The organism is Sphingomonas jatrophae, from assembly GCF_900113315.1.
Classification (GTDB): Bacteria; Pseudomonadota; Alphaproteobacteria; order Sphingomonadales; family Sphingomonadaceae; genus Sphingomonas_P; species Sphingomonas_P jatrophae.
Window position 1 is genome coordinate 1,749,376 of sequence record NZ_FOZG01000001.1, and the last position, 21,656, is coordinate 1,771,031.

The window sequence follows — 21,656 nt, forward strand, 5'->3', positions numbered from 1 at the left end:
CTAGTTGATGCGTTCCAGCGCGACGGGCACGCCCGTCATGCGCGGCATGGCATTGATCGTCTCGCGCGTCTTGCCGTCGAGCAGCAGGTTGGTCGACACGCCGTTCTGCTGGTAATCGTCGTCCGCCGCACCCGGCAGCGCGCCAAAGCCGTGCGCGATCGAGACGACGCGGCGGCGGAGCGTGGGATCCGCGCTGGCAAGCGCGACGATCTCGCCATGATCGGAGCGGATGCGGATCCGGTCGCCCGGTGCCATGCCGCGCTCCGCCAGCTCGTCCGGGTGGATATAAGCGCGGTTGAACGGCTGGCGCTTGCGCGTCTCGGGCAGGTCGCGGCCGACCGAGTTGAACGTCTCGCGCAGCCGCCTGACCGCGAGGCGGCAATCGAGCGCGGAGCCCGGCGGCACCTCCGCCAGAGCATCCGCCAGTTCCGCGGCGACATCGTCCGGCATAAGGCTGAACCGGCCCGAGCAGCCGGGCTCCGCGGGCGCGGCACGGTGGACCGTCTCGTCCACGCGCGCGCCGCGTGGTGCGGCCTGCAGCGCCTCGAACGGCATCGGCGAGGCGGCGGCGATACGTTCCAGCAGCGCATCCCCGGTCGGCGGGACGCCCATGTCGAGCGGCTGCCCCTGATAGGTCATCGGCACGCCCATCCGCTTCGCCAGCGCCCAAAAGACATACCAGTCGTCGACCAGCTCGCTCCCCTCCGGCGGGCGCGCGATGGCGGGCGTGTAGCGCGCCCAGGGCGCGTCGCGGTAGATCATCCATTCGTAGAGCCAGAAGTGGAGATCGGGCCGCTCATATTGCATGAAGGGCGGCAGCACATAGTCGGCCAGCTCGGCGGTGATCGACATCACCGGCTCGATGCAGACGAGCAGATTGAGCGCACGCAGCGCCTCGACGATCCGGTGCTGGTCGGGAATGGACGAGGCCGGGTTCCCGCCATGCACGATGAGCGCGCGCACCTGACCGGGGCCGGGCACGAGGATCTCGTCGGCGAGCGTGCCCGTCATCATCTCGCCCATCAGCGAGCCGGAGCCGTCGATGCGGCTGATCGGCCCCGCCTCCCACCAGCGGCCGGCAGGGATCACCTGCGCAGGCTGCGGCACGCGCGGCAGTACCGCGCCGGGATTGGGGATCTCCTCGCCCTCCCGGATGAAGGCGCCGGCCAGCACGTTGATCGCTTCGATAAGATGCTCGGCGAGGTTCGAATGCGCGCCCATGTCCGGCCCGGTCGAGCTGCCCGCCAGCGCGCGCAGCCCCGCGCCGCCCAGCAGGCGCGCCGCCTCCGTGACCGAGGCGGCGGGCAGATCGGCGCGCGCCGCGACGTAATCGAGCGTGAACGGCGCCACCTCCTCGCGCAGGCGCTCGAGGTCGCCCGCATGGTGATCGCAAAAGGCGCGGTCGTACCAGCCGTTCGCCAGCATCTCGCGGAGGATGCCGGCGAGCAGGGTCACGTCCTCGCCGGGCAGGACGGGCAGGTGAAGGTCGGCGAACTCCGCCGTCTCGGTGCGCCTCGGATCGATGACGATCAGCTTCATGCCGCGGGCACGCGCCTGCTTCATCCGCTTGACCGGGTTGCGGCAGTCGAAGGGCGGGTTGACCGACACCATCGGGTTCGTGCCGACGAGCAACATGACGTCGCAGCGGTCATTCGGCAGCTTGCCTGGCGGCCACGTGCCCATCCGCCCAGCCGTCACCGCCTTGGCCGACTGGTCGATCGTCGCCGAGCTGTAGACCTTGGGCGATCCGAGCGCCGCCAGGAACTCGTTGAGCATGACCGCGGCGGAGGCGGTGAAGAAGGCTCCACCGCCCTTGTAGCCGGCCAGCGCGTGATCGCCCGACTCCGCGCGGATCGCGCCGAGCCGGTCGGCGATCTCGTCGAGCGCGACCTCCAGCGGAATCTCGATCCGCGTGCCGTCGGGCAGGCGCTTCAGCGGGCGCAGGATGCGCTTGGGGCTGTTGTGCGCCTCCACCGCGCGCAGGCCCTTGAAGCAGGCGAAGCCCAAGGTCTGGGGATCGTCTCTGTCTGCCCGGATCGAAGCGAGCCGACCGTCCGCATCGGTCGTCAGCACCATGCCGCATGTGCCCATGCAAATGCGGCAGAAGGATAGATGCTCAGGCCCGTCCATCATGCGCCTCTCTGGGCTGTCATCGGCCCGCCGGGCAGCATAAGCGGACGATCCCGCCCTCCCGGCAGAAAGTAGAGGCACAATCGGGACAGATTGCGCGATCCGGCCAAGCAGTCGCGCCGGGGCGGGCCGGGCCCCTTCGATCTGCCGCGATCCCGGCCTAGCATCCGGACGGCGCACGCGGCCCGCTAGCGGCATTGCGGCGACAGCTGCGCGACGCCCTCGACAACCGGTCGACGCAAAGAAGCGGCCGGCACCAGCGGGGAGGTACAGACATGGACAAGAGGTGGAAAGCCGCATTCCGTGCAGCCGGCGCGGCAGGCGCGATCGCAGCGGGCGCGCCCGTCTTTGCACAGGCCGCGCCGCCCGCGACAACGGCGCCGCCCGATGCGCCCGCCGCCACCGAAGGCGGACTGGAGGACATCGTCGTCACCGCGCGGCGCCGCGCCGAGAATCTTCAGGAAACGCCCGTCTCGATCACCGCTTTCTCGGGAAACAAGCTGGAGGCGATGAACGTCGTCGAGGTGACCAAGGTGGCGAGCTTCACCCCCGGCCTAGAACTGGTGCCATCGGGCACGACGCAGGGGCTGGCCGTCGCGATCCGCGGCATCGCCACCTACGATCCGATCCTGACCAACGAGCCGTCGGTCGGCATCTATATCGACGGCATCTACGTCAACGCCCTCTCCTATGGCCAGTTCGACACGCTCGATCTGGAGCGGATCGAGGTGCTGCGCGGACCGCAGGGCACGCTGTTCGGCCGCAACACGACAGGCGGCGCGATCAACATCGTCACGCGAACGCCCGGCGACCGCTTCGGTGGCGAGGCGAAGGTCAGCTATGCGACGCATGACGAGCTGATCGCGCGCACCCGGCTCGACACGGGCGAGATCCTGCCCGGCTGGGCGGCGAGCCTCTCCTATCAATATCGCAAGCGTGACGGCTATGTGAACGACATCACCCGCCCGTCAGACCGCGATCCCGGCGCGTCTGAGGCGCATGCCGCGCGCGTGGCGCTGCATGGCGAGGTGAGCGCCTTCACGCTCGATTACCGCTTCGATCTGGTCCGCCGGCGCGACATCGGCCCGCACAACCAGTTCGCCATCACGAGCGCCGCTTATGGCGCGTTCGTCGGCCAGTCGGCAGGTTTCGGCGGCGATCCGCTGCGCGTGTCGACGCGGCGGCTGGGCAGGGTCAACGCGCCCGACGTGCCGCGCGCCAAGAACAACAGCGACAATCATTCGCTGACGCTCGCTTATGACGTGAGCGACGGCATCGTGCTGAAATCGATCACCGGCCACCGCAGCTGGCGCAGCCAGGAGATCCAGCCGTTCGGATCGTCGGCGGGCGTGCGCGTGCCGCTCATCACCAACTTCCTCACCTTCCCGTTCGGCACGGCACTGACGACCATCGATCCCTATATTGGCGGCGGATCGAAGCGGCTGAAGCAGTTCACGCAGGAAGTGCAAGTGATTGGATCGAGCGAACGGTTCGACTATACGATCGGTGGTTATTACTTCAACGCGCGCTATGCCGAAGACAATCCGCAGACCTATCTGTTCGTCGGCGATTTCACGGGTGACGGGATCGTCGACGGGGCGGTCGCCGCCGCCGGGCGGCTGGCCTATCGCGGCCGCACCAAATCCTATGCGGCGTTCGGCCAGGCAAGCTATACGCCGCCGATCCTCGACGACAATCTCGAGATCACCGGTGGGCTTCGCTACACGCGCGATCGCAAGTCGGTGGCGACCGAGGTCTACAATAACGGCCTGCCGCCACCCGTCGTCAGCGATCAGGCCAAGTCGTTCAAGAACACATCCTTCAACGTCACGCTCAATTACAAGCTAGCGCGGGACATCTCCGCTTATGCGCGCGTCGGCACCGGCTACCGCGCCGGCGGATTCTCGCCGCGCGGGTTCGACGGGCCGGCTTATGATCCGGAAACCGCGACCGTGTACGAGATTGGCTTCAAGTCCGAGTTTCTCGACCGGCGGCTGCGACTGAACCTCGCCGCCTTCCAGACCGATTATGACGATCTCCAGATCACGCAGCCGGGCTTCAGCACCACCGCCGGCTTCGTCAGCAACACGATGAACGCGGGCAAGGCGACCTACAAGGGCTTCGAGGCCGAACTGACCGCCGCGCCGGTGCGCGGGCTGACCTTGATGGCGGATGCGAGCTATGTCGATCCCAAGTACAGGCAGTTCCTCTATCTCGGACAGGATCTGAAGGACAGCGCCAAGTTCGGCTATGTCGCCAAATGGTCCTTCCACACCGGCCTGCAATATGAGGCACCCGAAACCGGCTTCGGCCGCCCGACCTTCAACATGGACTATAGCTATAAGAGCGGGCGCGTGTTCGAGTCCGTCTCGTCCGATCCGGTCGGCCTCCCAAATGCGCGGGACGATCTTGCCAGCGACAAGCGCAACGACCTTTCCGCGCGGGCGGCGCTGAGCGACATCCCGCTCGGCAACAGCAGGCTGACACTCGCCGTGTTTGGCGACAATCTGCTCAACAGCCGCTACCGCGTCAGCACGATCGATTTCGGCGCGCTCGGCTTCGGCACCGCCATCTACGTGCGGCCGCGCGTGATTGGGGTCGAGGGGCGGGTCGAGTTCTAGGTGGCGGCGGTGCCGGACACCGAGCGTGACGCGGACGGCATCGTCCTCGTCACCGGCGGCGCGGGCTTCCTCGGCAGCCATGTCGTCCGCCGCCTCGTCGCGGATGGCCGCCGGGTCCGCGTCTTCGTACGGCCCACGACCAACGTCGAGGGGCTGGCCGGCCTGCCGGTCGAATGGGCCTATGGCGACGTGACGGACCGCGAGGCGGTGGCGGCCGCCGTCGCCGGCTGCACCAGCATCATCCACTGCGTCGTCAACACGCAGGCATGGCTGCGCGACCCGGCGCCGATGCGGCGGGTGAATGTGGATGGCCTCGCCACCGTGATGGACGCGGCGCTCACAGAGGGCGTGCGCCGCTTCGTCCTCACCAGCACCATCGCCACGATCGGCCGCAATTCGAGCGGCGTCTCGACCGAGCGGGACCGGTTCAACTTTCCCGAGAAGGCCGGCCCCTACATCCGCATCCGCGTAGAGGCGGAGCAGCTGTTCGATCGCTACGTTGCCGAGCGGGGCCTGCCCGGCATCGCGATGAACGTCGCCAACACCTATGGCCCGGGCGACTACGCGGCGACGCCGCACGGCCGCCTGCTGTGGGCGGCGGCATCGGGCAAGCTGCCCTTCGCGGTCGCGGCGGGCCTCGCCTGCGTCGGCGTCGAGGATGCGGCGGACGCAATGATCCTAGCCGAGCGCAAGGGCCGCATCGGTGAGCGCTACATCGTGTCCGATAGCTGGCTGACGCAGCACGATCTCTACCGCATCGCCGCGGATCAGGCGGGATCGACGCGCCGCATCCGGACGATGCCGCTCGCCCTGCTCTACGCGCTCGGCTTCGTCGCGGATTGCGTGTCGACGTTGCGGCGCCGCGGCAGCCAGCTCTCCGTCCAGTCCGCCCGACTGACGCACATCATCAACGACATGGACGCGACCAAGGCGCGAACCGAACTCGGCTGGTCGCCCCAGCCGGTCGAACGCTCGATCCGTGCGGCTGTGGATTTCTACCGCGAGCGTTACGCGCCCACCTAGGCCTCAGTGCGCGACGATCCCGGCGCGTCCGTGCAGCCGGGCATAGGCCTGCGGCGACACGCCCGCACGGCGCCGGAAGGCGACCGCGAAGTTGGACGCGCAGGAAAAGCCCAGCCGCCACGCGACTTCCTTGATCAGCAGATCCTCCCCCGCCAGCAGCGCGCAGGCGCGCTGGAAGCGAACATCCTCGATATAGCTGTGCAGCGTCTGGCCGGTGCTGCGCCGAAAGCTGCGATTGACGTGGCGCGAGCTGTAGCCGAGCAGCGCGCCGACATCCGCAAGCGACGGCGCGCGCGACGCCGCGTGGATATAGTCGGTCAGCATCGCCATCTGCGCGGGCGACAGCCCCGCTCCGACGCGCGCCGGCCGAACGGCGCCTTGGAGATGGCGGGCCAGCTCGACGATCAGCGCGTGACCGATCGCCTCGGCATAGGCAGCGGCGGCGAAGCCCGGCGCGGCCAGCTCGCGGCCGAGCGACTCCAGCAGCAGCCGGGCGGCGCGCCCTCGCACATCGGTGCAGGCGTCGAGCTCGCCGCGGGTCGCGAAATGGTCCCGCCCGCTGATCTGGCTGAGCAGAGCGGGCGTGAACTGGCAGCGCACCGCATCCACCCGGCCGCCGTCCCCGCGCACCTCCATCGGCACACCCGCCGGCATCGTGACGATGCGGCCGATCTGTCGGAAGGCGGAGCCCGCCCCCCGACTGCGGAAGCGCGCCATGGTCGGCGCGCGATCCCGCACATGGCGGAAATTGTAGAGCGCCAGCGTGTGCAGCGTCTCGGTGAAGACCTGCTCCACATAGGGTGGATGATCGAGGCTCTGGAGCTCGGCGACGAGGTCGACCGTCTCGATCCGCCTCCCGCTGGACGGAGTGGTGCTGCCCGGTGCCATGCTGCCCTCCCTCGATGGATTCCGATGCTTCGCCGAATTCCTGGACACCAATCTATGCCTTTGCCGCACCGCGTCCAGCCCGCGGCGAAGATGGCCGGATATCGAAATCGTGCCGCCGCAGCGGCCATGCTTCGCCTTTCGCTGCGGCGAGCACCATGGGAGCAACGCGCCTTACGGGCGGCGGAGGAGGGATGGTGCATGCGCACCGGCTATGTCGGTCTCGGCAATATCGGCGCACCCATGGCGCACCGGCTGGCCGATGCGACCGACTGCCTGGTGCATGACGTGTCGCCCGCCGCCGCTGCAGCCTTCTCCAGCAAGGCGCAGTGGTCAGCGAGCCCGGCCGAGATGGGCAAGGCCGCCACCTTCGTCGCCGTCTGCGTGCGGGACGACGGCGATGTGCGGCGCGTGGTCGACGGCGCGGACGGCCTGCTGCGGACGATGCGCTCGGGCCTGATCGTCATCCACAGCACCGTCGCGCCCGCCACGGTCGTCGATCTTGCCGGCCAAGCCGCGGCGTGCGGCGTCACCCTGCTCGACGCGGCCGTCACCGGCGGCCCGGACGGCGCAGCGCGGGGCGAGCTGCTGGTGATGGTCGGCGGCAGCGACGAGGCGGTGGCCGCCGCCACGCCGCCGCTCCGCATCTATTGCAGCCACATCGTCCATGCCGGCGCGCCGGGTGCGGGCATGGCGCTGAAGATCTGCAACAATCTGGTGACCTATATCGAGCTGGCGGCCGCGCTTGAGGCCTATCGGCTCGCCGACGCACTCGGCCTCGACCCTGAGAAGCTGACCGAGACGATGAGCGCCAACGGCAATCTCACGCCATCCATGGCCAAGTTCATCGACCATCGCCGGAGCGGCCCCGATCGGATCGGACGGGAGGCGTTCACCGCCTCGCAGCACGCGCTCGTCATGCTCGGCCACAAGGATCTCGCGCTCGCCGCGCAGGTCGCGGCGGACGGCGGCCCGGCGCTGACGACGACGGGCCATGTCGCGGCCGAGTTCGAACGCATCATCATGGAAGGCATCGGTCGATGAGCCTTTATCCCCCCTCGCTCCTCTATATCGGCGGCGCGCTGCGGGCCGCGGAGGGCGACCGGCGCTACGACAATGTCGCGCCGGCCACGCGCACCGTGGTCGGCCAGGCGGCGGATGCGAGCGCCGAGGACCTAGATGCCGCCATCGCCGCCGCACGCACCGCGTTCGACGATACGTCCTGGTCGACCGACGTGGCGCTCCGCGTCGCCTGGCTGGAGCAGCTCCAGGCCAAGCTGGCGGAGCTGGCCGACACGCATCGCGCGCGCATCGCGGCGGAAACGGGCGCGACGATCGGCGTCACGCGGGCGGTGGGGCTCGATACGCCGATCGCGATGATGCGCTGGACGATCGATCTCGCCCGCCGCTACGCCTATGAGCGCGACATCGGCGTCGATGCGACCATGGGCGTGCCCAGCCGGCGGCTGGTGGTGAAGGAAGCAGCCGGCGTCGTCGCCGCGATCACGCCTTGGAACATGCCGGTGCAGATCAACCTCGCCAAGCTGACCGCGGCGCTGGCGGCCGGCTGTACCGTCGTGCTGAAGCCGGCGCCCGAGACGCCCTGGTCCGCCATGCTGATCGGCGAGGCGGCGGCGGCGATCGGCCTCCCCGCCGGCGTGCTCAACGTCGTGACGAGTGGCGACAAGGCGGCGCTCGGCGAGCAGCTCGTCACCGATCCGCGCATCGACGTGATCTCGTTCACCGGCTCGACCGCGACGGGCAAGCGGATCATGGCCGCCGCCGCGACGACGCTGAAGCGCGTCTTCCTCGAACTGGGCGGCAAGTCGGCCAACATCGTGCTCGACGACGCGCCCTTCCCCGATGCGCTCTACAGTGCGCTCGCCGTCTGCTACCATGCCGGCCAGGGCTGCTCGCTGCCGACGCGCATCCTGCTGCCGCGCAGCCGTTACGACGAGGCGGTGGAAACGCTGCGCATGCTGTTCGAAACCATGGGCTATGGCGATCCCGATAGCGAGGAGCAGATCCTCGGCCCCGTCGCGTCCGAGGCGCACTATGAGCGCGTGCTCGGCTATATCCGCCTCGGGCAGGAGGAAGGCGCGCGGCTGGTCACGGGGGGCGCGGCGGAGAGCTTGGCCGGCTTCTACATCAAGCCGACGCTGTTCGCCGACGTGCGCAACGACATGCGGATCGCGCAGGAGGAGATATTCGGCCCCGTGCTGGTCGCCATACCGCATGACGGTGACGACGATGCGGTGCGCATCGCCAACGATTCGCTCTACGGCCTCGGCGGCGCGGTGCAGTCGGCCGATCCGGCGCGCGCGCTGGCGGTGGCGCGGCGCATCCGCACCGGCTCGCTCAACGTCAACGCCGCCAACATGTTCGGCGCGGACGCGCCCTTCGGCGGATACAAGCAGAGCGGCATCGGCCGCGAAATGGGCGTCGAGGGCTTCGAGGAATATCTTCAGACCAAGACCATCGCCATTCCGGCGGAGGCGGCATGAGCGCGGCGGGCAAGGTCATCGTCGTCACTGGCGCGGCACGCAACATGGGCTATCACACCGCCGCGGCGCTGGTGCGGCGGGGTGCGCGCGTCGCGATCATCGCGCGCGATGCCGATGCGGTGGCGGCGGCGTGCGCCTCGTTCGGCGAGGCGGCGGACGTGCTCGGCATCGCCGCCGAAGTCTCCACCCCGTCCGAGATTGAGCGCGTGCTGGCCGAGACTGCGGCGCATTTCGGCGGCATCGACGGCATCGTCAACAATGCCGGCGTCGCCTACCCCAACAGCATCGACAAGCTGGACGACGCACAGGTGCTGGAACAGGTGGGCATCAACTTCCTTGCCCCCATCTATGCCGCCCGCGCGGTGATCCCCTATCTGCGGGCGCGCGGTGGCGGGCGGATCGTCAACGTGTCTTCCGCCACCACGCGGGCACCGGGATCGTTCAGCCACCTGTCCATCTATGGCGCGACGAAGGCCGGCCTCGAATATTTCACCGAGGAGCTGCGCCACGAGGTGCAGCAGGACGATATCGCCGTCACCTGCTTCATCCCGGGCGACACCAGCACGGGCTTCGGCAAATCTTGGGCGCCGGAGGCGATTGCCGCGGCCTATGCCGACTGGCTGGATCGCGGGCCCTATTGGAACGGGATGATGCCGGTCGAGGTGGTGGGCGAGGAGATCGCGCACATGTTCGACCTGCCCGACAATGTCACGATTGAGGTGACGATGATCCGTCCGGTCGGCCGCAGCCCCAAGGCGCTGGAATAGCCCCGCGTAGCCACAGCCTTGCGGTGCGTCGCATTTTGGGGGCATGCTCCGCCGAACAGCCCGTCGCTGCGGCGTCCGGGCGTGGGATGACGGGCACAGCCCGCAATGCCGCAGGCAGGAGAGAGACGCTGTCGGACCTACAGTCGCGCACGCAGGCGGCCGCGACCGCGCATCCGCCCAAGGCCGGGCTCTGGCTGATCGCGCTGCTGCTCACCGGCGCTGTCTATTCGGGGCTGATCTTCGTCGTCGTCGGGCCGATCCTGCCGTCGCTGGCGCAGCATTTCGGCCAGGCGCGCGGCGGCGACGTGCTGGCGCAATGGGTCATGACCGCGCCCGCCATCGGCCTCGTCGTCGGGGGCCTGAGCGGCGGCTGGCTCCTCGCCCGTTTCGGTGCAGCGCGGCTGCTGCCGGCTCTGCTGCTCGTCTATGGCATTGCGGGCAGCGCGGGGGCGTTCCTCGAGAATGCGAGCGTGCTGCTCGCCAGCCGCTTCGTCATCGGTCTGTGCGCGGTGGTGCTGTCGCTCGGCACGACGGTGCTGATCGCGGAGCAGTTCGGCGATGCGGCGCGTGCGCGGATGCTCGGCTACAAGAATGCGATCGCTGCTGGCACGAGCATCGTCGGCATGCTGTTCGCCGGGCAGATCGCAGATGCTTATGGCTGGCGCGCCGCCTTCCTGCTCTACGGCGTGGCGCTGCTGTTCGTCGTGCCCGCTCTGCTGACGCTGCCGCGCCGGGTCGAGCCCGCCACGGATCAGCCGGGCGCCCGCCTGTTCGCGCCGCTGCCTGCAGGCCGGCTGATCTATCCCGGCACGATCCTGTTTGGCATCCTCGTCATGGCGCCGCTCACCCAATTGCCCTTCCTGCTGCGCGAGATCGGCGTTGAGGGCGCGGGCACGCTGTCGCGCATCCTGATGTTCACCTCGGTCGGCAGCACGGTGGGCGCGTTCGTTTACGGGCGGTTGTTCGCACTGGCGGGGCCCGTCGGCACCCTGGTCGCCAACATGGGCCTGTGGGCGATCGGCATGCTGACGCTGGGGACGACCGGCTCCGTTGCGCAGACCATCGTCGGGTGCCTGATCTGCGGGATCGCCGGGGGCATGTTCGTCGTCCACATGGCCAATCTGCTGGTCGGCCGCGTCGCGGCGGGGGACCGCGCCAATGCAATCGGGCTGCTCTATGTCGCGCTGTTCGCGGGCGATTTCCTGACGCCGCTGGTGCTGGTGCCGCTCGCCTCCGCGTTCGGGCGGCACACCACCTTCCTGCTGCTGGCGATCCCCTGCGTGCTGACCGCCGCGGCGGCGCTGACCCTGCTGCGCCGCGCCCGCTCGGCCTAGACGTTCGCCTTGGCGACATGGCGGGCGGCGCGGCGGCCGGAGAAGACGCAATCGGCATAGGATAGGCCGCTGACATAGGTCTGCGACGCGATGCCGACGGCGCACCGCCCCGCCGCGTAAAGGCCCTGGATCGGCTTGCCTTTTGGATCGAGCACCAGCCCCGTCTCCTCCTCGACCCGAAGCCCGCCGAAGCTGATGACGGGCAGCGGCAGGAAGCGGCTGTTGACCGATATGTCCATCGCGTAGAATGGCCCCTCGGCGATCGGCTGCATGTCCGCCGGCTCCTTGCCGAACGCGTCGGCCGCCTCGCCCCGCGCCGCGCGGTTATAGTCGTCCACCGTCTTCGCCAGCACCTTGGGGTCGAAGCCCATCTTCGCCGCCAGCGCGTCCAGCGTCGGCGCCTTCTTGTAGTTGAACATGAGGTTCAAGAGCGTCACGTCACGCTGAAACGGCACCAGGATCGGATCGCGCGACTGTTTGAACGCGGCCTTCCGCGCCGCCGCATCATAGACGATCCACGCGCGCCCGCCTTGCCGGTCGCCGATATGCTCGCCCAGCGTCGCGCCATAGACCGTCTCGTCGACGAAGCGCTCCCCCTTGGCGTTGACCACGATCGCATCCGCCCAGGCCTTGGGCGGGTTGATGAAGCGCCATGCGCTGATCTTGCTCATCAGCGCAGTCGATCCGCCCGCGGACAGGCCGAGATAGATGCCCGATCCCTGATCGCCGAGCGTGCCGTTCGGCATCCCCTCGCGGTAATCGGGCGCGTGCTCGGCCACCATCTTCGGGTTCATGATATAGCCGCCCGCGCTCAGCAGCACGCCTTCGCGCGCGCGGATCCAGCGTTCGGTGCGGCCATGCGCCTCGATCGCCATGGCCTTCCTGAGATAATGGTTGCCGATGCCGATGGTGACGGCAGCGAACGGCAGGGCCGGCGGCAGCATCGCCAGATAGGTATTGGCGCGGTTGATGTAGGTGCTGAACCTCCGGGCATCGTCCGACCCCGGCGGGATGGAGAGCACGCGCACCCCGATCACCCGCCCGCTCGCATCCATCGCCAGCTGCCGCGCCTCGGTATGGCGGTGGAAGCGCATGCCGAGCTTCAGCGCCGCATCGCGCAGCGGCTCATAAATGGCGAAGCCCAGGCCCCAGGCCTTCTTGCCGTTACGCACGAACGCGCGGTGGCCGCGCGCGGCGGGCTTGGCGCGGCGGGCATAGTCGCCGACCAAAGTATTGTCCGGATGGTAGAGGAAGTAATCGAGCGGCGGATAGGACGCCTTCTTGCGCCACGTCTTGGAATTGAACGGGCCGCCGTGCGACAGGATCCAGTCCACCGTCGGCACGCTTTCGGCGACGAAGCGGCGCAATGTCGCATCCGACACGACCTCGCCCGCCTCGATCTTGAGATATTTGTACATCTCCTCGGGCGTATCCTCCTCGCCCGCTTCCTTCTGCACCGCGGTGCCGCCGCCGGCGTAGAAGATGCCGCCATTGGCCGCGGTCGATCCGCCGCCCTCGTAGCGATCCACCGCGATCACGCTGACGCCGCGCTCAGCTGCCTCCAGCGCCGCGGAGACGCCCGCACCACCCAGCCCGATGACGACCAGGTCGGCTTCCTCGTCCCAGCCATGCGCGTCGGGATCGTCGAGGATCAGCGGATCGTCGATCTCCAGCCCGAGCGTTCGGGCCTTGGCCGCGACGCCCGCGCTCATACGCCGAACCCGCCCGAGACGGACAGTTGCTGCCCGGTGATGTAATTGGCGGCATTTGACGCAAGAAACACCGCGGCCGCGCCGATATCCTCGGGCTTGCCCCAGCGCGGCAGGCACAATTTGCCGTGCACGTCCCGCGTCCACGCTTCGTCGAACACGCCCTGCTTCTGCAATTCGAGGAACATGCCGGCCTCGATCACGCCGACCAGCACCGAATTGGCGCGGATGTTGTGCTTGCCCTCCTCCTTGGCGAGCCCACGGATCAGCGCCTCGTTCGCCGCCTTGGGCGCGACCGACAGGCCATCCATCGCCGGCCACCACCTGTCACCGGCGGAGCCGAGATGCACGAACGATCCGCCGCCCTGTTCGCGGAAATGGGGAATGGCCACCTTGGTGGCGGTGAACAGGCCGAACACCTCGATCTCCAGCGCGCGGCGCCACTGGGCCTGCGTCATCTCCGCGATCAGCACCTGATCGACCAGCGGGCCTGCCCCCCAGACGATCGTGTGGACGCGGCCATGCGCCGCCACCACCGCATCGAAGGCGGCACGCATGCTGTCCTCGTCGCGTGCGTCCAGCTGGTGCGCGGTGGCGCGCCCGCCCGCCGCCTCGATCTCGCGGCAGCGCGCCTCGGCAACGTCGCGCTTGCTGTGGTAGGCGATCGCCACGGCGCTGCCCGCACGCGCAAAGGCATCGCACACGCCCTGCCCGATCCCGCCGCTGCCGCCGAAGATCAGGGCCGCGCCTTGCGGAAACTGGTCTGCCATCATCTTCTCCGATTGTTTGCTATGCTTGGGCGGCCGGACGCTGGCCGCCGCAGAGGATGTCCGTCACCAGTTCGGTGTCCATGAATTCCTTCATCTCGGTGATCCGGCCATCGCGCAGGTGGAACAGGAAGTGGTAATGGTTGGCATAATGCGCGCCGGAGACGTGCGCGCCCGAGGATGTCGCCTCCACCGCCACGCGGTCCTTCTCCGCCACCAGCCCGAGGATCTCGAAGCTGATGCCCTCCGGAAACACGTCGTAGATGCGGTTCGCCGCGGCGGCGATGTCCGCCTTGGTGAAGCTGCCAGAGATGAGCGTGCCGCCCATCGTCGTCAGCACCATGTCGTCGGCGTAGAAGCCGAGCATCGTGTCCACGTCGCCCGCGCTCATCACCTCGAAGAAGCGCCGGACGATCGCCTTGTTGGTTGCGGCATCCGCCATCATCACCCGTCTCCCGCTCAGTCGAAATTGGCCATGCCGCCATCGAGCGGCAGCGTCGCGCCGCTGACGTAGCGGCTGTCGGCCGAGACGAGGAACAGCACCGCGCGCGCGATATCCTCCACCGGATCGCCGAAGCGGCGGAGCGGAATCTGGCGGATCAGGTCCTCCGCCTGCTCGGGCTGCGCAGCGCTCCACTCGTCGAAGGCGGGGCTGGTGGCGAGCGGGGCGATGGTGTTGACGCGGATATTATCGGCACCCCATTCGTCCGCCGCCGCGCGCGTCAGTGAACGGATCGCCTGCTTGACGCCCGCATAGGGGCCATAGCCCTGCATGTCCCAGCGCTTCGCCGCGGCGGTCGCGAAGTTGACGATGGCGCCGCCGCCGCGCGCCTTCAGATGCGGCTGCGCCGCCTTCATGTAGCGGAAGGTGGCGAGCGGCCCCGTGTCGAACATCTCGACGAACTGCGCGTCGCTCATCTCCAGCATGGGGATGTTGGTGTAGACGGACTGGGCATTGTTGATGAGGATATCGAGCCCGCCGAGTCGCTCGACGCACATCGCGACATTCGCCGCCACCTGCGCCGGATCGGCCACGTCCGTGCGCATCGCCTCCACCCGCGCGCCCGTCGTCCGCAGCGCATCGGCCACTGCGATCACCTTCGGCTCGGTGCGGCCCGACAGCATCAGCGCGGCGCCCTCGCTGGCGAACACCTCGGCGATCGCCCGTCCCAAGCCCTGCCCCGCGCCGGTGATCAGCGCGATCTTGCCGTCCAGCAATCCCATGCCGTCCCCCTTGCTCCCGCCGACGCTATCGGCTGCTGGCACCCCGCTCCACCCGCTTCCGCAGCCGCCTTGTGCAATCCGGCCATCGATGCTCGCCCGGCGCTCAGCCCATCGTCGCCTTCACCAACGTGCCGCGGCCGCTGATGTCGATGATCCGCCCGGTCGTGAAGGCGCCCGCGGCGAACAGATAGGCCTCCGCGCAATCCTCTGGCGTGGCCAGCCGGCCGAGCGGGGTCGCGCGCGCGAACGCCTCGATCGCCTCCGGCGTGAAGGCGTCGCGCGGGGTGGATTCGGTCAGCACCAAGCTCATCTCGATCGCGTTGATGCGCAGACGCTTGGCCATATATTCGACCGCCGCCACCTTGATCGCATGGTTGATCGCCGCCTTCGTCGAGGCATAGACGCCGAGCCCTGCGCTGTTGTTGGTGACGCTCGATGATGAGGTCATGATGATCGCGCCGTCGGGCTCCATCGCATTGCCCATATGCTTGATGAAATAAAGCCCGCCGACGAAGTTGGTCATCACCGCGGGCAGCGTCGACGCTGGATCGATCTGCGACAACGGTCCATAGGACCCTGCCGCCACGCAGTTGACCGCGACGTTCAGCCGGCCGAACCGCTCCACTGCCGCCGCCGCCAGCGCGCCGACCGTATCATGGTCGGTCGTGTCGCAGACGAAGGCCTCGCCGCTTATGTCCGCCGCCAGCGCCTCCAGCCCCGGCCGCCGGCGCGCCGCGACCATCACCCGCGCGCCCTCCGCCGCGAAGCGCCGCGCCACCGCCGCACCGATCCCGATCGGTGACGATGCGCCGAGCACCACCACGCTTTTGCCGGCAAACCCCGCCATCCGTGCATCCTCATCCTTGTCCGCGTCGGCTGTTAGCCGCCGATGCGCATGCCGCCTGCCCCAAGGCTTTCGCAATCGGACCGGCTTGCGCAAATCTAGCCACAAGCATGACGTCTGACGGTCAGGCGGCTGCCCATGCGATTTACCGGAAAGAGGCGGGCAAGTATCCGATTGGACAGGTAAAAGAAAACCGGGAGGATCTTCAGCCATGCACGCCTCGTTCGCCCGCGCGGGCAGCGCCATCCTCCTGCTCGCCCTGAGCAGCGTCTCCGCGCCCGCGCTGGCGCAGGCCGTGCAGCCCACAGCCGCGACGGAGGGCGCACCGGCAGACGGCTTGGCCGACATCGTCGTCACCGCGCGGCGGCGGGCCGAACAGGCGCAGGACGTGCCCGTCTCGGTCACGGCCCTCTCGGGAGACGCGCTCGAGCAGCGTAATGTTCGGACGATCGAGAGCCTGTCGGCGCTCGCCCCCAACCTCAACATCAATCAGTCGTCGGGCGCGATCTCGGGATCGGTGATCGCCATCCGAGGCATCAGCGACAATAATCCCACCGTCCTGACGAACGATCCGCCCGTCGGCCTTTATCTCGACGGCGTCTACCTCGGCCGCACAGCGGGCGGCATCTTCGACATCGTCGATCTCGAACGCGTCGAGGTGCTGCGCGGACCACAGGGTGCGCTGTTCGGCCGCAACACGACCGGCGGCGCGGTCAGCCTCGTCACCAGCCGGCCCAAGGACACGTTCGGCATCCAGCAGAAGGTCAGCTACGGCTCGTTCGACGAATGGACGTCGCGCACGCGCATAGATCTGGGGGAGCTGGGCGACAGCGGCATCGCGCTCCGCCTCGCTTACGCGCATCGCCAGCGCGACGGCTTCTTCGACAACCCCCTGGTGGAGGATCGCTACGATCCGGGCGCGCTGAACACGGATACGGTGTTCGCCTCGCTGCATGGCGACTGGTCGAATTTCCGGTGGGACGTGCGCGGCGACTATCAGAACCGCAAAGGCGTCGCCTCGCTGATGCAGGCTGTCGCCGCCGATGCGCTGCGCACGCGCTACTTCGGCGCCTCGCCCAATTTCGGCGGGCGCCCCTTCGTGCTCTCGACCGACCGGCTGAAGACGCTCGCGGTCGATTTCCGCGGGCGCGCCTCGGCGGAGATCTGGGGCGTCTCCAACACGTTCGAATATGATCTGAGCGACACGCTGACGCTCAAGTCCATCTCCGCCTACCGTGCGCTGCGCGTCCATGAATTTGGCGACCTGTCCGGCCAGACGGGCCTGCGCGGGCTGGTGCTCAATTCGGCGACGGGCGCGGTGTCGGTGCAGCCGGTCACGCCCTTCCAGTCACAGAATTTCAGCCGCCAGCGCCAGGTGTCGCAGGAATTGCAGCTGCTCGGCGATACGGATCGGCTGACCTATGTCGCGGGCCTCTATTACTTCCGTGAGCGGGTGGCGCAGCAGAATCCGCAGAACTTCACCTTCGTCATCCAGACCGCGACAGGGCTGGCGCTCGGCATCCCGCAGCAGCGGACCGTCGCTTATCGCGGCGTCGCCAAATCCTATGCCGCCTTCGCGCAGGCGAGCTACACGCCCGCCATCCTGGGCGACAAGCTCGAGCTCACGCTAGGCGGCCGTTACACCGAGGATCGCCGCTCGCTCGACCAGCAGGATACCGCCTTCGGCCTGCCCGTGCCCCCCAGCCGCCAGCTGGCGCGCAAGTGGACCAACTTCTCGGCGAACGGCTCCGTCCTCTACAAGTTCACCGAGGCGGTGAACGCCTATGCGCGCGTGTCGAGCGGCTACAAGTCCGGCGGCTTCAATCCGGCAGACCTGATCGGCAACGGCTATGATCCGGAAAAGGTCGTCGCCTATGAGGCGGGGCTGAAATCGGAATGGTTCGATCGCCGCCTGCGCGTCAACATCGCCGGCTTCTACAACGATTACAAGGATCGGCAGATCTCCGTCCTGACGACCTCGCCGACCGGCGGCGCCAGCAATTCGACGCAGAATGCCGGCCGCGCCAAGTTCAAGGGGATCGAGCTCGAAGTCACCGCCGCGCCGGTGCGCGGGCTCATCCTCGAAGGGTCGCTCGGCTATACCGATCCCAAGTACAAGGTCTATCAGTTCGTTCCCGCCGCGGGTGCCGCGCCGATCAACGTCGCGGATGAGGCACGCTTCCAATATCAGACCAAGATCACCACCCACGCCGCCATCCAGTATAGCTTCGTGGACAGCGGCTTCGGCGTGCCCAGCGTCCGCGTCGAATATAATCATACCGGTCAGCGTTACTTCCTGCCGCTCGATCGACTCGCGCCGTTCAACCGCATCATGCGCGATCCCGGCTTCGACGACGTGCAGGCGCAGATCAGCCTGTCGCGCATTCCGCTCGGCCGCACCACGGCGGAGCTGACCGTCTATGGGCGCAACCTGCTCGACGACGACAAGCACCGCACCGCCGCGATCGATTTTGGCGCGCTGGGCTTTGCCGAGGCGCAATATGTCATGCCGCGCTCCTGGGGAGTCAGCCTGATGATCGACTTCTAGGGCGGTCAGCTCATCGCCGCGGCGGTCAGGTCGGCGATGCGGTAGGCGCCGCCTTTCTTCAGCGCGCGGGCGTAGGCGGGCCGTGCCACCATATACGCGCGGTAGCGGGCGAGCGCGGGATAGTCGCCGAGCAGCCCGCGCTCCGCCGCCGCGTCGAGCAGGAAGGTCGCCTGGATGTCCGCGCCCGTCAGCGCATCGCCGACGACGAAGTCGCGGCCCGTCAGTTCCTGCTCCATGAAGCCGAAATGTAGCGCGATCTCGCTCTCGGCGCGCGGCTTCACCGGCGCGCCGCCATCGCCCAGCATGTCGATATAGATGCCCAATATGTAGGGCAGCATCACCGATCCCTCGATCAGATGCATCCACTGCAGGTAGCGCACCCAATCATCGCTGCCGACGGCTGGACGCAGCCGCCCGTCGCCATGCACCTCGATGACATATTCGATGATCGCCCCCGATTCCGCCACCACGCGGGTTCCGTCGGTGATCACCGGCGCCTTGCCCAGGCCATGCAGCCGGCGATAGTCGGGCGGGGCGAACAGCTGCTCGTGTCGGTCGTAATGGACGATCTCGTAGGGCAGCCCGAGCTCCTCCAGCAGCCACAGGATCCGGATCGAGCGCGAATTCTGGAGATGGTGGACGGTGATCATGGCGCGGCCTCCGCTGTGCCGCCCAGCGTCGCGGCTGGCGTCCGCACCGGCAAGGCGGCGCGGGCGCATCGATGGCCAGATCGCGAAACCGGCGCCGGACCGCCGCCTCCCCTCCCCGCGGCGGCGCCTGTATCGAGGGCTCCAGCGCAGCGATAAGGGGCCAAGCCAGCGATGTTCGGAGCAGCCGCCTTGCGCAGGGCCCGCCTGTGCCGCTGAGCCTCACCTTCCGCCCCGGCGCGATTCTCGTCTCCGGGGGCACCGGCCGCGTCGGTGAGGGTGTCGTCCGGCGGCTGGCGGAAGGCGGCGTGCCCGTGCTATTCACCTACCGCCACGATCGCGACCGCGCCGCGGCGATCGAGCGGGAGTTGTGCGACGCCGGCCACCGCGTGCGCGCGAAGATGCTCGATCTGTCCTCGCCCGCCTCGATCGACGCCGCGTTCGAGGCGGCGCGCAGCCTCGGCGGCGGCATCGCCGCGGTCGTTTCGGCAGGCGGCCCCGGCGTGCCCTTCGCCAAGCTCGCCGACGTGCCGGCCGTTACGCTCGAGGCATTCCTGCGCGCCGACGCGATGGGCATCTTCCGCCTCGTCTCCCGCGCCGTGACCGAGTTCCGCGCGGTGGGCGGCGGGCCGATCGTCGTCTGCACCACCATCGCAAACTTTCGCGTCGTCGACTTCGATGGCGCCTCGCCCTTCTCCAAAGGCGCGGTCGAGGCGCTGATCCGCCAGGTCGCAGCGGAGGAAGCGGGCGCGGGCATCACCTGCAACGGCGTCGCCGTATCGTGGGTCAACGATCTCGACGCCGATGCGCAGATCGCCGCCGTTGCGGACATGCCCGAGCCCGCCTTCGGCCACATCGTCGCGCTCATCCGCCAGATCGAGGCTCAGACACGGGCGAAGCGCCCAGCCCGGACCTCGGAGGCAGGCGACCTGTTCGCCTTCCTCGCCTCCGAACAGGCACGCTACGTGACGGGCGAGACGGTCCGCTTCGACGGCGGCTTCAGCCTGTGACACCCGGCAGCGAGGATAGGATCATGACGGACGACAGCAGACGCACCCGCGGCGAGGCGATGTTCGGGCAGGTCTATGGCGGCGTCGTGCCGCTGCCCGCCGCCGAAACGCGCGACGATTACGTCCACACCGTGATCGATCACCTGTTCGGCACGGTGTGGCCGCGCGACGGCCTGCCGGTGCGCGATCGTCGCCTCGTCATCCTCGGCGTCGCCATCGCGCAGGGCGAGGATGCCATCGTCGAGATCCAGCTGCGCGCCGCGCTCGCCAATGGCGAGCTGAGCCTTGCGGACATCGACGAGATCCTCGTCCTCATGCCTTATTATGTCGGCTATCCGCGCGCCGGCCACCTTCAGGCGATCGTCCGCCGCCTGCGCGACGAGGCTACCTGAGCGCCCGCTACTCCGCCGCCAGCGCCGCCGGCCCGGTCGTACGCAGGCGGGGGATCAGCTGCTCGCCGATCGCGCGGATCGTCGCCATCGACACGTCGTGCGGGATGGTGCCCATCTGGACGAGGAACAGGATCTCGTCCGCACCGGACTCGATCAGCCGCGTGACGTAGCGGATGGCATTCTCGATCGTGCCGTAGGCGTCCTGCTCGACATGGTAATTGCCCGTCTGCAGGTCCGAAATCTCGATCTTCTCGTCGCCGAGGAAGGTGATCAGCCGCTCCTTGTCCGCCTCCATCATCTTCATCTGCTCGTCGACCGACAGGTCGTCGATCACCGGCTTCGGCCCGGCGCGGTAGAAATGCTCGATCGCCTGGATGAAGAAGCGCTGCCCGCGCAGGCCGATCCGGCGTGCCCGCTCGGCATCGTCGAGGATCACCGCCGGGCAGAGCGCCGCGAGGTGGTTGGTCGGCCGGAAGCCCACCTGATCCTCGGGCCGCCGCCGCGCGAAAGCATCGCGGTAGAGCTTGTTCTTGCGGGCGATCTCGTCCGGCCCGGTGAAGCCCATCACCAGCGCACCCAGCCCCCGCTCGCCCGCGGTCAGCAGCGATTCCTCGCGCGAGCAGGCCATGTACATGGGCGGATGCGGCTGCTGGTAGGGCTTGGGCCAGATCGCGCGGCGCGGGATGTCGATCGCGCGGCCGTGATGCTCGATTTCCTCGTTCACGAACATGCGCGGGATGACGTACATCGCCTCGTCGACCAGCGGGCCGATCTCGCCCACGTCATAGCCGAACGTGCCCGCCTCTGTCTGCGTGCCGCCCTTGCCGATGCCGAAATGCAGCCGCCCGCTGGAGAGCAGGTCCAGCGTCGCGATCCGCTCCGCCACCTTCACCGGGTGGTTCATCTTGGGCGGCAGGCAGACGACGCCATGGCCGACATGGATGCGCTTCGTCGCGCCCGCCACATAGGCGAGGAACGTCTCGGGCGCTGACATGTGGGCATATTGCGTCAGCGCGGTATGCTCCACCGCCCAGATGCAGTCGAAGCCGAGATCGTCGGCCAGCCGGCACTGCTCCAGCATGTCCTGGAACATGCGATACTCGCTGTCGCGCGACGTATCGGTCAGCTGCCCTTCGTAGATGAGCGAGAATTTCATGAGGTCGGCTCCGCGCGAGGCCCGGCAGTGGCGGCGCGGATAAGATCGGGCGATCCTGCCAGTGGCAACGCCGCCCGGCAAAGGAAATGGCCAGA

General features: G+C 68.4%; 18 protein-coding genes. 9 read left to right on the forward strand and 9 right to left on the reverse strand.

Going from position 1 to position 21,656, the window contains the following annotated elements; all coding sequences use genetic code 11:
* On the reverse strand, window positions 1-2,430 hold the full coding sequence (locus BM360_RS19310; RefSeq protein ID WP_131819217.1) for a molybdopterin-dependent oxidoreductase: 2,430 nt from the start codon (window positions 2,428-2,430) through the stop codon (window positions 1-3).
* On the opposite strand from BM360_RS19310, the gene BM360_RS08205 reads away from it, so the two are divergent.
* Together BM360_RS08205 and BM360_RS08210 are read left to right on the forward strand one after the other, a co-directional pair.
* The gene (locus BM360_RS08205; RefSeq protein WP_093313204.1) at window positions 2,406-4,751 is read left to right on the forward strand and encodes a TonB-dependent receptor; all 2,346 of its coding nucleotides are present in this window, start codon (window positions 2,406-2,408) and stop codon (window positions 4,749-4,751) included. The two genes, BM360_RS19310 and BM360_RS08205, sit on opposite strands and share 25 nt — an antisense overlap.
* A 9-nt stretch (window positions 4,752-4,760) precedes the next feature.
* On the forward strand, window positions 4,761-5,774 hold the full coding sequence (locus tag BM360_RS08210) for an NAD-dependent epimerase/dehydratase family protein (RefSeq protein WP_207544545.1): 1,014 nt from the start codon (window positions 4,761-4,763) through the stop codon (window positions 5,772-5,774).
* Window positions 5,775-5,777: 3 nt separating this feature from the next.
* On the opposite strand, the gene BM360_RS08215 is transcribed toward BM360_RS08210, so the two are convergent.
* Complete coding sequence (locus tag BM360_RS08215) at window positions 5,778-6,662, reverse strand: helix-turn-helix transcriptional regulator (protein ID WP_093313206.1); 885 nt, start codon at window positions 6,660-6,662, stop codon at window positions 5,778-5,780.
* A gap of 198 nt (window positions 6,663-6,860) precedes the next feature.
* On the opposite strand from BM360_RS08215, the gene BM360_RS19545 reads away from it, so the two are divergent.
* From BM360_RS19545 to BM360_RS08235, 4 genes are all read left to right on the forward strand, one after another.
* Window positions 6,861-7,703: an NAD(P)-dependent oxidoreductase gene (locus BM360_RS19545; protein WP_165611243.1), complete on the forward strand. Its 843-nt coding sequence runs from the start codon at window positions 6,861-6,863 to the stop codon at window positions 7,701-7,703.
* On the forward strand, window positions 7,700-9,163 hold the full coding sequence (locus BM360_RS08225; RefSeq protein ID WP_093313210.1) for an aldehyde dehydrogenase family protein: 1,464 nt from the start codon (window positions 7,700-7,702) through the stop codon (window positions 9,161-9,163). The genes BM360_RS19545 and BM360_RS08225 overlap by 4 nt, the downstream gene beginning before the upstream one ends.
* The gene (locus BM360_RS08230; protein WP_093313212.1) at window positions 9,160-9,930 is read left to right on the forward strand and encodes an SDR family oxidoreductase; all 771 of its coding nucleotides are present in this window, start codon (window positions 9,160-9,162) and stop codon (window positions 9,928-9,930) included. The genes BM360_RS08225 and BM360_RS08230 overlap by 4 nt, the downstream gene beginning before the upstream one ends.
* An 86-nt stretch (window positions 9,931-10,016) precedes the next feature.
* Entirely contained in the window at window positions 10,017-11,264 is a 1,248-nt protein-coding gene (locus BM360_RS08235) for an MFS transporter (RefSeq protein WP_093313214.1), read from the forward strand.
* On the opposite strand, the gene BM360_RS08240 is transcribed toward BM360_RS08235, so the two are convergent.
* From BM360_RS08240 to BM360_RS19550, 5 genes are all read right to left on the reverse strand, one after another.
* A complete protein-coding gene (locus BM360_RS08240; protein WP_093313216.1) occupies window positions 11,261-12,976 on the reverse strand; it encodes an FAD-binding protein in 1,716 nt (571 codons plus the stop codon). The two genes, BM360_RS08235 and BM360_RS08240, sit on opposite strands and share 4 nt — an antisense overlap.
* A complete protein-coding gene (locus BM360_RS08245) occupies window positions 12,973-13,743 on the reverse strand; it encodes an SDR family NAD(P)-dependent oxidoreductase (RefSeq protein WP_207544546.1) in 771 nt (256 codons plus the stop codon). The genes BM360_RS08240 and BM360_RS08245 overlap by 4 nt, the downstream gene beginning before the upstream one ends.
* A 19-nt stretch (window positions 13,744-13,762) precedes the next feature.
* Window positions 13,763-14,185 (reverse strand): nuclear transport factor 2 family protein, encoded by a 423-nt coding sequence (locus BM360_RS08250; RefSeq protein ID WP_093313220.1) that lies wholly within the window; start codon window positions 14,183-14,185, stop codon window positions 13,763-13,765.
* Between the two features lie 14 nt (window positions 14,186-14,199).
* Window positions 14,200-14,964: an SDR family NAD(P)-dependent oxidoreductase gene (locus BM360_RS08255; protein ID WP_093313222.1), complete on the reverse strand. Its 765-nt coding sequence runs from the start codon at window positions 14,962-14,964 to the stop codon at window positions 14,200-14,202.
* A gap of 103 nt (window positions 14,965-15,067) precedes the next feature.
* Complete coding sequence (locus BM360_RS19550) at window positions 15,068-15,811, reverse strand: SDR family NAD(P)-dependent oxidoreductase (protein ID WP_165611244.1); 744 nt, start codon at window positions 15,809-15,811, stop codon at window positions 15,068-15,070.
* A 208-nt stretch (window positions 15,812-16,019) separates the two neighbouring features.
* Here BM360_RS19550 and BM360_RS08265 point away from each other — a divergent pair, with 208 nt between their 5' ends.
* The gene (locus BM360_RS08265) at window positions 16,020-18,356 is read left to right on the forward strand and encodes a TonB-dependent receptor (protein WP_093313224.1); all 2,337 of its coding nucleotides are present in this window, start codon (window positions 16,020-16,022) and stop codon (window positions 18,354-18,356) included.
* A gap of 5 nt (window positions 18,357-18,361) precedes the next feature.
* Here BM360_RS08265 and BM360_RS08270 read toward each other — a convergent pair whose 3' ends face one another.
* On the reverse strand, window positions 18,362-19,006 hold the full coding sequence (locus BM360_RS08270; RefSeq protein WP_093313914.1) for a glutathione S-transferase family protein: 645 nt from the start codon (window positions 19,004-19,006) through the stop codon (window positions 18,362-18,364).
* A gap of 206 nt (window positions 19,007-19,212) precedes the next feature.
* Between BM360_RS08270 and BM360_RS08275 the strand changes: the two genes are divergently transcribed.
* Both BM360_RS08275 and BM360_RS08280 read left to right on the forward strand, forming a co-directional pair.
* Window positions 19,213-20,013 (forward strand): SDR family NAD(P)-dependent oxidoreductase, encoded by an 801-nt coding sequence (locus tag BM360_RS08275; protein ID WP_165611245.1) that lies wholly within the window; start codon window positions 19,213-19,215, stop codon window positions 20,011-20,013.
* A gap of 23 nt (window positions 20,014-20,036) precedes the next feature.
* Window positions 20,037-20,405, forward strand: a complete 369-nt coding sequence (locus BM360_RS08280) for a carboxymuconolactone decarboxylase family protein (RefSeq protein WP_093313228.1) — start codon at window positions 20,037-20,039, stop codon at window positions 20,403-20,405.
* A gap of 7 nt (window positions 20,406-20,412) precedes the next feature.
* On the opposite strand, the gene BM360_RS08285 is transcribed toward BM360_RS08280, so the two are convergent.
* A complete protein-coding gene (locus BM360_RS08285; protein WP_093313231.1) occupies window positions 20,413-21,561 on the reverse strand; it encodes an LLM class flavin-dependent oxidoreductase in 1,149 nt (382 codons plus the stop codon).
* Window positions 21,562-21,656: the final 95 nt, after the last annotated feature.